This window comes from Microbulbifer regidiadema (SeqCode), assembly GCF_052467605.1.
The window spans coordinates 1,428,248-1,442,050 of the sequence record NZ_CP174316.1 but is presented as its reverse complement, the minus strand read 5'-3'; the positions used below and the strand labels follow the sequence as shown (position 1 = coordinate 1,442,050).

Here is a 13,803-nt window from a genome sequence, read left to right as displayed (position 1 = left end):
AAAACGTCGCTTGCTGGCGGCGTTACATGTCAATCACTAACTACCGGCGAATATGAAAACAAAGCTTAAGGAATTTGTTCAGCATCTTTATCACGAAGTTGAAGATGAGAGTAAAGCTGAAGACTACATAGATGAAGCATTACCATCTATTGGCTTGATTGTTATGTATTTCAACTCTTTAGAGGGTTGGCTGGATTCCATACTTTGTGAAAATTTTACCTACCGCACTGACTCTACTGGCCTTATTGTTCTTAACAAGATGAACTACGCAGCTAAAGTGGAACTACTCAAGCGATTCTGTGATGACTTCCATCTTTGCGTTCAAAAGAAAATTGAGGGATATGATCAATTAATCAACGATTTAAAGGAATCTGGTAGGCTTCGTAATCTTGTGGTTCATGCTAACTGGGAGGCCACAGATGAAGAGGGCTACACCTATGTTCGGCTAAAAATGTCAAAAGACGGTATGCAACAAGAGTACGTTCAGTTTTCGAAAGAATCCCTTGAGAAAATTATCGAGCTAATAATAAAAACGCAATTCAGCTTGAGTGCTTACTGGGAAGCACGCAATGAAGCCCTGCACGGCTAAACATGTAACAATCGCAGGCAGGATGCTCCGGCCCTTCGGGCCTCCGCGGGACGCCCAACGCTGTGCACATATTGTGCTGGTCGCTGCGCTCCCTTTTTAGCACAATATGTGCACAGCATTGGTCGCCCCTGCTGCGGGCGTTAAACGTAAATATGGAAAGAACCGTAGTATCAATAAGCTGGGCCACCATGTTATTTTTAGTGGTAACAGTGGTTTTAGGTAGGGGAGAACTTCCTGAGCATGCAATTATTCCTGCTCTAAACACCGCAGCCTTTTGGGCGGTTGTTACTGGGCCGTTTTGGCTTATGGGTTTTTCTACAGTTTCACTAATTGCAGGTTGCATTGCCATTAGCAAAGGCCAAGCAGCCAAAAACAACTCTATCGCTCAAAAATATGGCTGGGGTTTAGCGGGCGTGGCGCCTATAGCATTTATATTTACAACCTTAATTGTTGCGGCGCTATTATGAGAGCTGAAACGTTTAACAAGGCGCTGTTGTCACAGCCTTCGGCTGCTGGGACGGCCTGCTGCGCAGTCCGCCCCAAAGCTTAGCGTTAGGTTTCCCACAAGCATCGGGCTCTAGTTATAAAATGGAATTTGAAATCGACAAATCTAAGTGGTCAGATTCAAGCCAGAAGTCTTCTGGTGGTCATTATGATAGTAGAGCGACTCACTACGAAAATATCTCTTACAGCTGCCGTACATGCTCTTGTTCATGTGTTTTCTCAGCCCAGGATCAAAAAGAAGCATATGAAATACAGAAAAGGTTTGTATGGTGGATTCCTTCTAGGTGTTCAAAGTGCCAGGAAAAACTAGATAAACTCTTAGATAAAGAGCGTCAATATCAAGCGCTGTGGAATTCTGACAAAGAAAAGGTAAAGAAGGACAAATCCCTAGTAGTAGATTGGCTTAAGGTAATTCGAGAAATTGATGCTTACGGAAAAAAGTCCAATCAAACAATGGTAACCTGTCTGGTAAGGTGTCTAAATGAAACCTAACAAGCGGCTGTATTACGTTCCGGCACTTTCAGCGCCTCCACCGGACTCGCCTTCGGCTCGCCGATAAGCCGGGCGTTAGGACTATTAACCTGAAATGAAAGTTTTAGTGACCCTTATACTTGTTTTTATCGCTCAGGCTGCACTTGCATGTCAGGAGCTAAATTGGACCCCAGAACAGTGGGCTGAAAATGCCAAAGAAGTTTATATTGGCAGAGTGTCTAGCATATCTATCCCTGAGTTGGAACATCGAGTGTTAAGCAAAGAGCAAGAAGGTTTTTTGGTTCGTGGAGCGGAAAGAGTAATCCGAATGAAAGTATATGAGACCCTGAAGGGAAGCCAAGAAAATCTTGTTCAGATAAAATTAGGCTGGTGTCGTGGCGGTAAAGCGAATCTTGGAGAAATGGTAGTTCTTTATAGCCTCGGTAAGGAGTGGCACGTAAAGCAGGCTAGTAGTGCAATTGCCAAAACTAGAGCAACCCTAACAAATAAAGGCTCTGGACGTGGTAAAGCTACGCCGGTGCTTTAAGCGTTAAGTGTCAAATCTTATGGAATACTTGAATAAAGATGAGATTTTCGAACTAATAGACTCCTTGAATAGGGATGTTGTTAGCTTTGATAGAGTGCGTCCATATAATAAAGGTGAAATTAGAAAATCAGCCTCAATGGATAGAAGAGAGCTTAAAGAGTTTATCGCTGAGGCTATTGAAGAGGAGCATCAACCTGGTGGTGATATTGAAATAGTTATTCCATCAATCAATAAAATTTTAGTGGGGCAGCATGACGGGGTTTATTGGCTTGAAAGCAACACTTAACAAGTCGTGGCTGCAAGGATGCTTGAGAAAGTATGACTGATCAAGAAGAAACACCATGGGTAATCGTCGATGATCCGATGGAGGATGTGATTGTAGGGAACCGTAGTGGCCTAAAACTCCTCTCAAAGGCTATAGATGAAGCTCTTGAAAATGGAGAGTCCGATTTTAGTCAGTACCTAGAAGATACGAGCGTTTCTAATATCATTATTAGCTCAAAAAGGGATTTCCTAGAGTCAGTGCCACAGTATCAAGCGACATTAAAGGATAAGGTATTCGGAGCCCTTACCTTTACCTGGTTTGTGATCTTGCCTTTTGTGGCAATAGGACTTATTGCATATTTGGTATTACAGTGGTCAGATTTAAATCAACCATAACAAACAAAGGCATCAGACCAGATGTTGAAGAAATTTATAATTACTTTATTAGTTTTACTCTCACTTCCAATAATTTACATATTAATATTTGCCATCCCGCAGTGGTTGAATACAGATCCAGACGCGACCTATGAACTAAGAGGTCGCTATAAAGATTCACCGGATGGGAAAACATATCTCGTAATTGAAGATGATAATGGGGGGAAATGTAGCCCTCTGGAAGTAAATGGTAAAGCATGGCCTCACCGCTTATTTGAAAAAGGTCAAATTGAACCGGGTGAAGTCTCCATTGAGTGTGGCACTTGGATCGGAGTTACTGTCAGAGCGGGTACAACTTATTTCTTCGATTACTGGGGCCCTTAAAATTCCTAACAAGTTGCGCAAGAGGGGCGTATTTTTAGCTGCTTCAATTTGTGCTTTAATAGCACAAATCAAAACAACTAAAAAACGCCCCTTCGCAAGGCGTTAAAACTCACAAGTAGAAGGGAGCTCTAAATGACTATCAGAACGGAAGATCAATTCTTAAATCAAGAATTAGCAAAGTTAGAAACGACGGCAATTACATTTGCCAACCAAGTAATACCTGATGCTAAAGTCAGGCAGGAGTATATAAAACAAACAAAGGCTATGTCTGATGACCTTGCTAATAAAGTTAATAAAAATCAATTATCACCTAAGGTAGCTGCCGAGCAAGCTAATGCAATGCGTAACACCATAATGGAGGCGCAGAGAGGAAAATCCTCTTCACTAGGTGTCGCTATTGCCACTTTTATGAAAAGAGAGGGTAAAACCTTACCTGAGCTAGAGGCAAAATATGCACAAAACCTCTATGGTAAGCACTTCTCATCTTTAAGTTCGTCTCAGAAGGACGCTGTCTGGCGCCATATTGTTAAAAAGTCCGGATCACCCCAAGTTAAAGCCAGTAATGCTGCAAAATGGATGGGGCATGCAGGTAGGGGGTTATTCCTACTCACTATTGCGATTGCTGTATATCACGTGGCTACCGCTGAAGATAAAGTTAGGGCGGCGGCCAATGAAGGCGTTGCCATTGGAGGCGGAATTGCCGGTGCAACCGCCTTGGGCGCAGCGGGCTTGGCCTGCGGCCCTGCTGCTATAGGATGCGTTCCGCTGGGTGTATTTATTGGTGGTATACTTGGGGCATTCGGTGCGGACTGGGCATTTGATCAAATCTGGAAATGATTATGTATATTCTACGTAGTTTCTTATTTATAACTCTCGCCCTTTCGGCTCTAATTTATGTGACACATTGGTTTCTTGAGTGGTCATGGCTGCAGGTCGTAGGTCTCCTCGCGCTTGGTGCCATATTTATAGGAGCCTCAATATGGGGTTACTATCAAATGTACCGCGAAAATGAGTAAAAGTTTTAACAAACTGCTCAATTTCAACACTTCGGACAGTTTTAGCTCAGTAACCCTGCGGCTTACAGCCATACAGGTCAGTTATCGGCAGCTCTGGGCCACCTTAGATCTTTGATAAAGTAAGCATCGGTAAGCTGCAATCTCATAAGTTAAGAGCACCAGCTTTCTAAAACTGTCCGAAGTGTTGCAATTTCGTTCCAGCCGCAAAAAGCGCAGCTTCCACGGGACGGCCTACGCGTTGCTTCGGCCGCCCATTAGCAAGGCGTTAGGTGGCTGAATGAGCATTGATATCCGACGGGGATTTCTACAGCTAGACGGCGATGTCCCGCCGCGAGAATGTTCTTAGCCGCGTTTATAGGGTTCCTTTCGGATTTTGGGGCTGCGTTGTGCTTCCCGTTACTGCGCAAATATACAGTCTTTGTATGTGTCAAAAATTGAGCGATTCAGCAATCACGGGGTTTATAGCAGGGTTGAACTGCCACAGTATTTGCACACAAAGTACCGTAACTGTATGATAGTTAAAGGTTTTAGATTTGATTGTGGCTCCTGAGGTCGCGGGTTCGATCCCCGTCGGCCACCCCATATTTTTCCTTGTTTATCAAGGACTTAAAACCCCGCCTAGTGCGGGGTTTTTTCGTTTTGGGTTCCGTGGTGCCAATTCATGGTGCCAATTTTGACCTCAATCTATATTGAAGTTTAATTTTGGCAGATCGTGAGTCATGTCCATCTGGCGGGAAAATCCCCCCCCCTGTTGAAATCACTAAGAAGTAGCTTGGAGCTGTAATGAAGTATCTGCTGTGCGTATTTTTCTTAACCTGTTCTGCTTTCGCCTCTGCGGCTGGGGACTCAAACTTTTCATTAGGCTTGGGTGGGGATCATGGTGGGCTCGGGGCAAAGTACGCAATTAACCGAGATGAAGATAAATACTTTGCCACTTTGGGTTTGTTGGGTTACTCAGAGCATACCGGTTGGACCGAAGGTTATGGTATTGGTTGGGAGCGCTTAGTGTCTTCCGATCGCCACACTGTGGGAACATTCCTGGGGGCTGTTAGTTCCGATAGTGGAGGTAGAGTCATGACTCGTTATCACGGAATTTCCTTACTCTATAACTACTATTTTTCAGGGTTTTCTGATTCCTCATGGGTGATCGGTGGCGATATTTATGGCGGTGTTAGCGAAGATGATGACTTGAACTTTGATGATGAGCTATATGGTATTAAGTTGAAATTTGCTTATCAGTGGTAGGGCTGATCACCATCTGCCGCCCTAGCCCCTTCTTTTTTTTGGAGTTTAAAACCTCGCTTTGTGCGAGGTTTTTTTTATTTCTTGTGGATTGATCCTTGGGGTTTATGAATTTAGTGTCTAAACTCTGAAAGTTCTAATCTTCTTAGCTTTGTTTTTAGTGGGAATGGAAACCGTGTGCCAGAGGCGACTGTAAGGACGTGCAGTCTTGGACATCCATAGGTCATCTTCAAGAGCACAGGTTTCTGGCTTTATGTGATCATCCGTTCCACTTTGACTGGAATGAATGGGTTTATAATCACATTCACGATCAAAATATTATCCTGACTGCTTTCAGTCAGTAAATTATTAACCAGGCAATGCTTTCTGATTGTGGCATTGGCGCCATGCCGAGAATCCTGACTAAAAAATTTGAAGACATTATTGAGGTTCCTGAGCCTGAAAGCGAAGCTGGCAAATCTCAACTTGGATATTTGTTCATCGCGATATGTTTAATATGCCAAAAATCCGTGAGTTTCTTAGCATCTTAAAGCTCTGGCGAAAATGAACAATACCAAGTGCCAGCCCAGAAAAAATCATAACAGCGGCCATTAACTTTTCTGAACCAATCGATTCGCCAGTTAATAACCAACTGAAAATGAGTCCAAAAACGGGGCAGAGTAAACCTAAAGGCGCAACAGTAGACAGCGGGTACTTAACGATTAGTCGGTTCCAGAACCAGTATCCCAGCAGAGTGGTTGGGTAGGCCTGAAACAATATGGAGAAAAGTAACCGTCCACTAAGGTTGCTTTGAATTTCATAAAATACAGCCGCACCATTTTGAATATAGGTAGCAGCGAACAGTGGTAGCGGTGCAAAAAATAGCCCCCAGACAATAAAGCTAAATACTTGCTGTGTGCCACTGACTTTTACAATGAGCCCACTGATGCTCCAGCTGGTAGCCGCTATTAAGATAAGTGCAATGCTGATAAGGGGCACAGTGCCATCTTCAACCATCAAGCTTAGCAACAGCCCTCCCAAGGCAAGTAGAGCCCCAAGAGCTTTCTGCGGGATAATCTTTTCTTTCAGGAATACCCAGCCGAACAGTAAGCTAATCGCAACATTTACTTGCAAAAGAAGTGAGGCCATTCCCGCAGAGAGTCCGCTAGAGATTGCCCAGGTGGCCATCCCCCAAACCCCACAGCCAAAAGTCAGGCTGTAGGCTAGAACGTACTTCCAGCTGACTGTCGGTCTGGAAACGAAAAGCACTGCCGGAAAGGCTGCCAAAGAAAAGCGTAAAGCCACCAGAAGGAGTGGGTCCAGATCTTCCGTTCCCATCTGAATAACGATGAAGTTGAAGCCCCACATTGCCATTAGTAGCACACCAAGTAATAAATCCGAGTACCGCATCAGCCCCTCCAATTTGTCTCGGGGCTAACTATCCAAGAAATGAAAAAAGGTATACAGATGCAATTTTTGTATAAAATAGGTATACAGTTTGGGTGGAGACGGAATCGGAGGGGGATAGGTGCGGTATAAAGAGCTTGCCGAACGCTGTATAGAGGATATTCAGTCAGGGAGAATACCGAACGGTCATAAACTACCGTCCCTCAGGCGGTTCGCTGCACAAAACGAAGTCAGCCTGACAACAGCCCAAAGCACCTACTACTTGCTGGAGGAGCTCGGCTGGGCGAAGGTTCGACCGCAATCTGGATTCTTTGCCTCAGTTCCTCCCAGTAGTAACCCGCCTCCCATAATGCCTGCATTTACCTGCCGAACAACAGATCCAGTAAGTCACGATTACTATTTCCGTGGGTTGGGAGCAGGGCCATTGGGTGTTGCGTCTTTATCCCCAGAGCTATTGCCGTTAGATTCCCTGGAGCGCAGTATGCGGCGGGCAACCCGAGAGGCTGGCGCCAGTATGCATGGCTATCCAGTTTCCTCAGGGGAGCCGCTTCTACGCAGTGCGCTTAGCGCACACTTTGCCAGTTATGATTTGCATTTCTCTGCCAATGAATTAGTAGTGACAAATGGTTGTATGGATGCCGTCCGCACAGCGATTGCCATTACGACTAAGCCCGGTGATGCGGTTGCGATCAGTTCTCCTTGTTACAACGGCCTTCTTAATCTGCTGGCTTTGATGGGACGAAAAGTTGTTGAGATACCGACTGTTGGAAACGGTTTAGACCTCGCACAGCTAGAGCGCTATATGCAGCAGGGGTTGGTCCAAGCGGGTCTTTTTAGTAGCAGTCATATGAATCCTACGGGCGTGTCCCTGAGCTCGGAGCAGAAAGAGAGCCTGGCCGTACTGGCTGGTAAATATCGGATTCCAATTGTCGAGGATGATGTGTATTTGGAACTCGGATTTCAAAGAAGTCTGCCCATGCCCGTGCGCTACTGGGACCGGAGCGGGTATGTGCTTTGGTGTGGCTCTATCTCCAAGACATTGAGCGCAGGCTATCGCCTGGGATGGTGCTTACCAGGAAGGTATCGAAAACAATATGAGCGCTATCGATTTACTGAAAGTTTCGGTGTGAGCTTGCCCGTCCAATTAGCGGTAGCCGATTTCATCGGTACCAACCAATACTCCCGTCATGTGCAGGGGCTCAGGCAAAAGCTTGCCTTGCAGGCCGCATCCTATCGCAACTACTTAAGTTCAAACTTGCCCGATGAATCGCGTATCAGTGATCCCCATGGAGGAATGGTGATTTGGTTGCAGATTCCAGGGTTGGATAGCCGGAGTCTTTGTCGGTTGGCTTCCGAAGAAAATATAGCCTTATTGGGCGGTGCAGATTTCAGCACGCTTGATCTCTACGGTGATTGTGTGCGGGTGAATTGTGGTTGGCCGCTTGAAGGTAAAGATGGAGGGAAGACTGAGGCCGGATTTCAGTTGGAACGTTTTATCAAGTTAACTCACTCATGCCTGGTTTTGGACACCCAGTGCGCCGAGATAAATCGGCAAAAGATTGGAGGTGAAAGCCCTCTTCCCGGTAAGGTTTAGCAAGCCGCTGGGGCCCCGAGTCATGGGCGTTGTTCGGTAACGGCCAGCGTTAAGCGTTGACAGGGGAAGGTACCGGCTCAGTATTGAGCTTCGAAAATATAACTTGAGATCGCCGACTTTGTTGGATGATGGGGAAGGCAATAGGTGAAAGATACGCTTTTGCGAGTATCTTTCCCGATCTCCGGAGTTAGTAGACCTGATGCATGTATTGATGTCTTTTGCGCGGAACTCGGGAGGTCCTGTAGGCGATTCGTGCGTGTCCCGCACGGGTTGGGTCCGGCGAAGCCAGTTAGGCAAAGGCCCGTGTGTAATCTTGTGTAATCTTGGACACCCACAGATTAAAAGGTTAAAAAACAGGCAAGGTTTCTACGCTATGAGTTAGAAGCTGGCACGAAGGTTCCAGGTGGGGCGCCAACTACGCACTGAAAATATTTTTGATAGCCATCAAGGGATAGGTAGGTAATGCTGCTAGGAGAGGCTCTATCCAATGGTTTCTCGTGTTGCCTGAACAGGGGGCCGCTCCAATTTGCTGGTTTGAGGTCGTGCAATCTTGGACACCCACAGATCAAAAGGTTAAAAAATAGACAAGATTTCCGCGCTATGAGTCAGCAGTTGACACAGGGGTTCTAGGTGGGGCGTCAACTACGTACCAAAAGTATTTTTGATAGCTATCTAGGGGTAGGTAGGGAATGCTGCTAGGGGAGGCTCTACTCAATGGCTCCTCGCCCTGTTACTTGAACTGGCGGGCGTTCCAGTCTGCTGGTTTGAGACTGTAATCCAATTAAAAGGCAGGTGTAGTGCTCCTCGTAAAAGCGGCCACTATATAGGTCTTCGGCACTGGCTTGGCGAGCAATAGATTCATTGAGGCGACGTATAAACCAGCTGATATCTATCAAATACACTGGCTAAAGGGTTTGAGCGCCCCCATTCCGTGACGATCAAGGCGGCTGTCTTTCAGGCAGCGGTGAGTTTTTACACCTTAGCTGCAAGCCTCTGGTGCCGCTCTTCCAGATCGGGTATCCCTACTACAAAGGAGTGCTCTGTGCATACAGTGGGAGACGCAGTGATAGCAGAGTATCGCATTGAGAGAGTGTGATGTAGGACGTTAACTGTTGAATATCCAGGGGTTGTGGCGCCTTAAACCTTTTTGGGTGGGGCCCACCACTAACAATGAGCGGGCAGGGCCAGGTAAGTCGTCAATCGGATGATAACACTGCCGCAGATTACCCGGGATGTTTCAGTGGATTTAACGAGAGTGGCCTGGGGTGCGAACAGGGATGCTTAATTATAAGGCTCAAATATCAAGCGTTTTCCCTGTAATCACGGCAAACCCAATCCAAGTATTTTTTGGGCGGCAGGTGGAAGTTACCTTCTAAATTCCAGTGGCTGTAAATGTCAACCAAACAAATCTTCTTTCTTCCGTAGGTCCACTGAAAATGGAGAAGCCAATCGGAGGTTTTATACTTGTCGTGTACCTGTACGTATTTAGGGATTCCTACGTGGTAATGCCATAGGTTGTGAGCTTGAGCGTAATCTTTATCTCTCTTTGAAATTTGGTCTTCACGCCAGGATGGCGAAACTTTCCCTTCATAGTTGCTGAAATTAGCTAGTCCCTTCTCTTCATAAACATCAATAAAATTAATAATTTTATCTTGGTGTTCTTTGGGGAGGTTATCAAAGGTTACTTTAAAGCTGTCACTTAATGACCATATATGACTAGGCATAAGCTATGTTCTCTTTTGATTGGGGGCGTACTTTTCTGCCCGCCCACTCAAGAATGCTCTTTTTTGCTCTCTAGTCATCCCCTTTGGAGCTTCATGTCTAGGGGTGGCTAAGGCTGCCTCCATGCGTCTCCTGTCAAAAGCGCAATCAGCCTCATTATCTATAGCGTAGTCCGCATTAATTTTCATAAGTAAAGCCTCTAACAGTTTTACGAATTGCTTAACAGTTACTATTTTTAGCAGTGTGATTTGATGATGTCAAAGTTGTAAAGTTGATAGCAGCTTTTGGCAGCTTGTTATTACATGTCGATATTAGCAGTTAATGTAGAAAATAATGTTAAAAATCCGCAGGGTGGAAAATGAGGTCAAGGAAAGTTTTTCTTAATGAATTAACAGGTGGTAATTAAGCGCTAAAATCTTTTTTTGGGGGCTGGGATGAGGGGGGAGCTTTGGTGATGCTTGGAAAGATGGTTCTCCGGTTTAATCCTGTGACAAACAAAGCCGGTGTTGGCAGCCTTACAATCTGTGTGCCTCAGACTTGTTCTGCTTTACGTAAATCTGCCGAATTAATTCTTGGCTCTTTATGGATTCCGGGGAGCTCTAGATTTGAGACATCATCAATGGAATCAGTAGCCGAATGTCTGTAAAACAGACTCATGATGAAATTTCATGATCTCCTCGATAATGCAAAATGCTACGAACAGATACGGCAGTATCGCTGGCCCGATGGTGTGTGCTGTCCTCATTGTTTGAGCCAGGATGTTACCCGACAAGGAAAGGATGATACACAACCTGAGAAGCAGCACTATCGCTGTAAAGATTGCCAGCGGCGTTTTGACGATCTGACGTTATCAGTCTTTTCGGGGCACCATCAGCCTCTAAAGGTCTGGGTGCACTGCTTATACCTCATGTCATTGAATCTATCCAATTTGCAGATCAGCAAAGAGCTCGATCTGAACAAAGATGATGTTCATAAAATGACTCAGCAGCTCAGGGAAGCCGTTTGTGACAAAGCCCCTGATGTCTCCCTTGAGGGAGAGGTAGAGTGTGACGAGGTCTATATTGTTGCAGGCCACAAAGGGCGGCCTGAAGCAGTTAAAAAAAGGCCGTAGCGGACGGCGGAACCGACTGAGAGGTGCTCGTGGGCGAGGTACCCTGGAAAAGGAAAAGCCTCCCATTTTTGGCATGGTTCAGAGAGGCGGGCAGGTTGCAATACGTATGCTTGAAAATGTAAAGCAAGCAACGATTCAACCGCTTATCGAAAGCACTATCGTTTCGGGCACTCTGGTCTACACGGATGAATACAATATTTATGACCGCTTAGAGGAGTGGGGTTATACCCACAAGTCTGTTTGCCATAGTGTGGGTGAGTATGCCAGGGATGAAGATGGCGACGGTTTTCATGAGGTTCATGTTAATACTATGGAAGGTTTCTGGTCATTGTTACGATCCTGGTTACGTCCTCATCGCGGTATATCGCAAGAAAAACTTCCACTATATCTTAGCTTCTTTGAGTGTCTGCACAATCTAAGGCGCCGAGGAAAATCGGCCATTTCCGGGCTTTTTAATTTGTTGCTGGGGTAGCTCCCCGGAATCCATAAAGAGCCTAATTCTTTCGGGTCCACTAACCCTTTGAGGCGATTTCCAGCGTTATGGTTTGGGTGGGGTGAGAGTTTTTTCGGTATCTACAGTTGTTTGGGGTTTGGGATATTTAAAATATCACCTGTAAAGTGAATCTTGCTGTAGTGATGGTGGAGTAAAGTCAGAGAGCTATCCATGCAATGCTGGAACAGACTGCTGGGGGTATTGGAAGTGTCCGTAGAGTTAAAAACTGGGCGGTGTCTGTGAGTCTTTTACGTTATCGCAAATCGATTTCGATCAGGGTCTGCATCGCCCAATATCCTACTGAATGATACATCTTGGAGTCGCTATTTAATTTATACTAAGACTAACTAGAAGCCCTCTAAGTGAGAAATTTTTAAATTGGTACCATCTCTTTGTCCCTGCACAGTAACTGAGTAATCAGCTTCTATTTGATTGTTTATTGCATCACCATTTTTAGTGGAAATTAAGGAGGTTTGGTCAATTACTACTTGAACATCAACTGCGGATATGTCGCCGCGTTGAGCCACATTGCCGAGGATTTTGGCACTTAAATTAGCCGCTGTGTCAATCAGTATGGTTTGTTGGTTTCCCAGCCGTTCACCACTGTTCCATCGATCTGTAGCTTTTTGCTCTGCCTGAGGCTGGGTGTCGGCTTGGTGCCGTCTTAGAAAGTCTTCGGTAAAAGTAACTGTATTAATTGCGGGCATCGTTTAGTTTCCTTTCAGATTGAGGTTCAGAATATCGTATACCTGTTATGGGGGGAGTGTTAATCGTGAATTTATTCCCCATCAAAAGCAGTCAAAGGTTGTACTTATGTCTAAAGTTCTAATTGCCCAGCGAATTTTGAATAATGATACAGAGGTGATTGTATTGTTTGGGTCAAGATGATTTTCTAATGAGGTGCATCTGATTTACTATATCCAACATTTGGTGCCCTATGGATTTTTTAGAGGAGCTTAATGTCTCAGATATAATAGTAGATATGTTTTCAATAATTACCTGTTTTGACAGTTGGCGTTGAACTTAGTAATCTTTGTAGGGCTCGTACGCGGTTAATATATGCTCCCTTGGGGGTTGTATTTATAAGTTGAATTTGATAATTCATGTATTACGCTTTGGTTTGGCGGGTCGCACAGGTTTGCATTTGATATTAAATTAAGAATTATATGAGTTGGATGCTTATAAATGTCTGCTTCTAGTGGTTCCAGGGGGTGCTTTACCGTTATTATGCGGGTTTGTGTGTTTCTCTTGTTGCTAAGTATTATTGTCGATAAATATGGGGAATATGAAGATAATAGGCAAATCAGAGAAAAGTTTGCCAGCGCTAAACTTTCAGACTGGAAATCTGTCAAGGAGGTGGATCGAACGATACTTTCTATTGGTCTTTTCCATGCGGTGGATGGTGTAAGTTTTTCTTTTCTCGGTGCTCGACAGGAAAGGGGTTTTGAAGCTTTAAGGCACTGTCTTGATGATTCCGTGGAGGAGAGAGGCAATGAAAATCGGCTGCTCCTGAAGCAGGTTGCAATTTGTCTTGAGCAAATTAAATGATAAATAACTTTGTGCAAGCAAGGTTGTGATGGAGTAATTAACATTGTTCAGATTTTTGTGTGGGTCATCGCTGTTCTAGCGAAAGCAAGGGTGCCTTGTTTTGGTTCTGGGTTTTGTTAGAAATGACTGAGTAGAATTTCAGGTGGGTGCAAACCCACGCGGAGCGTGTCTTATGCTCGGAAGAATCTTGAATACGCCTTAACACCCACTAACTACCTTAATGCTCACATCGGGAAAGCGAAAGCGCTACTTGGTGGGGCAGTGGTTAGGGTTGCTCCTTGTTGTCCCCGTCAAGCTCAAACTTTATCAAGCTGGTAAATTGCTATATGTCAGCGGCCAGTAAAAATTTGGGGCGTGATGTCGATTTTATTGGAATGTCCCCATAAATATTATTTGCTAATGTAACCATATTGGTTTCAAAATATTTAACTTACAACCTATTTGGTACGCTTGCGCGAGAGAAAGTTTTAGAGGGGTTGCGGAGAGTGTAATATAATATTCTGGACAGTTTTAGCCAAGTAATTATGAGCTTAGTTCGATAAGGCTATTTTTCGCAG

The 13,803-nt window shown here is 44.9% G+C and carries 16 protein-coding genes; 13 read left to right on the top strand and 3 right to left on the bottom strand.

The window, feature by feature from the left end:
• Positions 1–52: 52 nt before the first annotated feature.
• From ACJJIF_RS06895 to ACJJIF_RS06855, 9 genes are all read left to right on the top strand, one after another.
• Positions 53–589 carry a hypothetical protein gene (locus ACJJIF_RS06895; protein WP_444931496.1) on the top strand — a complete coding sequence of 179 codons (537 nt, stop codon included), beginning with the start codon at positions 53–55 and terminating at the stop codon, positions 587–589.
• Between the two features lie 152 nt (positions 590–741).
• Positions 742–1,056: a hypothetical protein gene (locus tag ACJJIF_RS06890; protein ID WP_444930959.1), complete on the top strand. Its 315-nt coding sequence runs from the start codon at positions 742–744 to the stop codon at positions 1,054–1,056.
• Positions 1,057–1,177: 121 nt separating this feature from the next.
• Entirely contained in the window at positions 1,178–1,585 is a 408-nt protein-coding gene (locus ACJJIF_RS06885; RefSeq protein ID WP_444931495.1) for a hypothetical protein, read from the top strand.
• Between the two features lie 94 nt (positions 1,586–1,679).
• Positions 1,680–2,111 carry a hypothetical protein gene (locus ACJJIF_RS06880; protein WP_444931494.1) on the top strand — a complete coding sequence of 144 codons (432 nt, stop codon included), beginning with the start codon at positions 1,680–1,682 and terminating at the stop codon, positions 2,109–2,111.
• Positions 2,112–2,130: 19 nt separating this feature from the next.
• Entirely contained in the window at positions 2,131–2,397 is a 267-nt protein-coding gene (locus tag ACJJIF_RS06875) for a hypothetical protein (protein WP_444931493.1), read from the top strand.
• Between the two features lie 32 nt (positions 2,398–2,429).
• Complete coding sequence (locus ACJJIF_RS06870) at positions 2,430–2,771, top strand: hypothetical protein (protein WP_444931492.1); 342 nt, start codon at positions 2,430–2,432, stop codon at positions 2,769–2,771.
• A gap of 21 nt (positions 2,772–2,792) precedes the next feature.
• Entirely contained in the window at positions 2,793–3,134 is a 342-nt protein-coding gene (locus ACJJIF_RS06865; protein ID WP_444931491.1) for a hypothetical protein, read from the top strand.
• Between the two features lie 132 nt (positions 3,135–3,266).
• Positions 3,267–3,971 carry a hypothetical protein gene (locus ACJJIF_RS06860; protein WP_444931490.1) on the top strand — a complete coding sequence of 235 codons (705 nt, stop codon included), beginning with the start codon at positions 3,267–3,269 and terminating at the stop codon, positions 3,969–3,971.
• Between the two features lie 962 nt (positions 3,972–4,933).
• Positions 4,934–5,395 (top strand): hypothetical protein, encoded by a 462-nt coding sequence (locus tag ACJJIF_RS06855; protein ID WP_444931489.1) that lies wholly within the window; start codon positions 4,934–4,936, stop codon positions 5,393–5,395.
• 474 nt (positions 5,396–5,869) lie between these two features.
• On the opposite strand, the gene ACJJIF_RS06850 is transcribed toward ACJJIF_RS06855, so the two are convergent.
• Positions 5,870–6,781, bottom strand: coding sequence for an EamA family transporter (locus ACJJIF_RS06850; RefSeq protein ID WP_444931488.1), 912 nt, complete (start codon positions 6,779–6,781; stop codon positions 5,870–5,872).
• A gap of 118 nt (positions 6,782–6,899) precedes the next feature.
• On the opposite strand from ACJJIF_RS06850, the gene ACJJIF_RS06845 reads away from it, so the two are divergent.
• On the top strand, positions 6,900–8,372 hold the full coding sequence (locus ACJJIF_RS06845) for an aminotransferase-like domain-containing protein (RefSeq protein WP_444931487.1): 1,473 nt from the start codon (positions 6,900–6,902) through the stop codon (positions 8,370–8,372).
• Positions 8,373–9,673: 1,301 nt separating this feature from the next.
• Here the strand turns inward: ACJJIF_RS06845 and ACJJIF_RS06840 are convergent.
• A complete protein-coding gene (locus tag ACJJIF_RS06840) occupies positions 9,674–10,096 on the bottom strand; it encodes a hypothetical protein (protein ID WP_444931486.1) in 423 nt (140 codons plus the stop codon).
• Between the two features lie 656 nt (positions 10,097–10,752).
• On the opposite strand from ACJJIF_RS06840, the gene ACJJIF_RS06835 reads away from it, so the two are divergent.
• Positions 10,753–11,205 carry an IS1/IS1595 family N-terminal zinc-binding domain-containing protein gene (locus ACJJIF_RS06835; RefSeq protein WP_444931485.1) on the top strand — a complete coding sequence of 151 codons (453 nt, stop codon included), beginning with the start codon at positions 10,753–10,755 and terminating at the stop codon, positions 11,203–11,205.
• The gene (locus ACJJIF_RS06830) at positions 11,141–11,677 is read left to right on the top strand and encodes an IS1595 family transposase (protein ID WP_444931484.1); all 537 of its coding nucleotides are present in this window, start codon (positions 11,141–11,143) and stop codon (positions 11,675–11,677) included. Before ACJJIF_RS06835 ends, ACJJIF_RS06830 begins: the two co-directional genes overlap by 65 nt.
• Before the next feature lie 368 nt (positions 11,678–12,045).
• On the opposite strand, the gene ACJJIF_RS06825 is transcribed toward ACJJIF_RS06830, so the two are convergent.
• Positions 12,046–12,405: a hypothetical protein gene (locus ACJJIF_RS06825; RefSeq protein WP_444931483.1), complete on the bottom strand. Its 360-nt coding sequence runs from the start codon at positions 12,403–12,405 to the stop codon at positions 12,046–12,048.
• Between the two features lie 478 nt (positions 12,406–12,883).
• On the opposite strand from ACJJIF_RS06825, the gene ACJJIF_RS06820 reads away from it, so the two are divergent.
• On the top strand, positions 12,884–13,246 hold the full coding sequence (locus ACJJIF_RS06820; RefSeq protein ID WP_444931482.1) for a hypothetical protein: 363 nt from the start codon (positions 12,884–12,886) through the stop codon (positions 13,244–13,246).
• Positions 13,247–13,803: the final 557 nt, after the last annotated feature.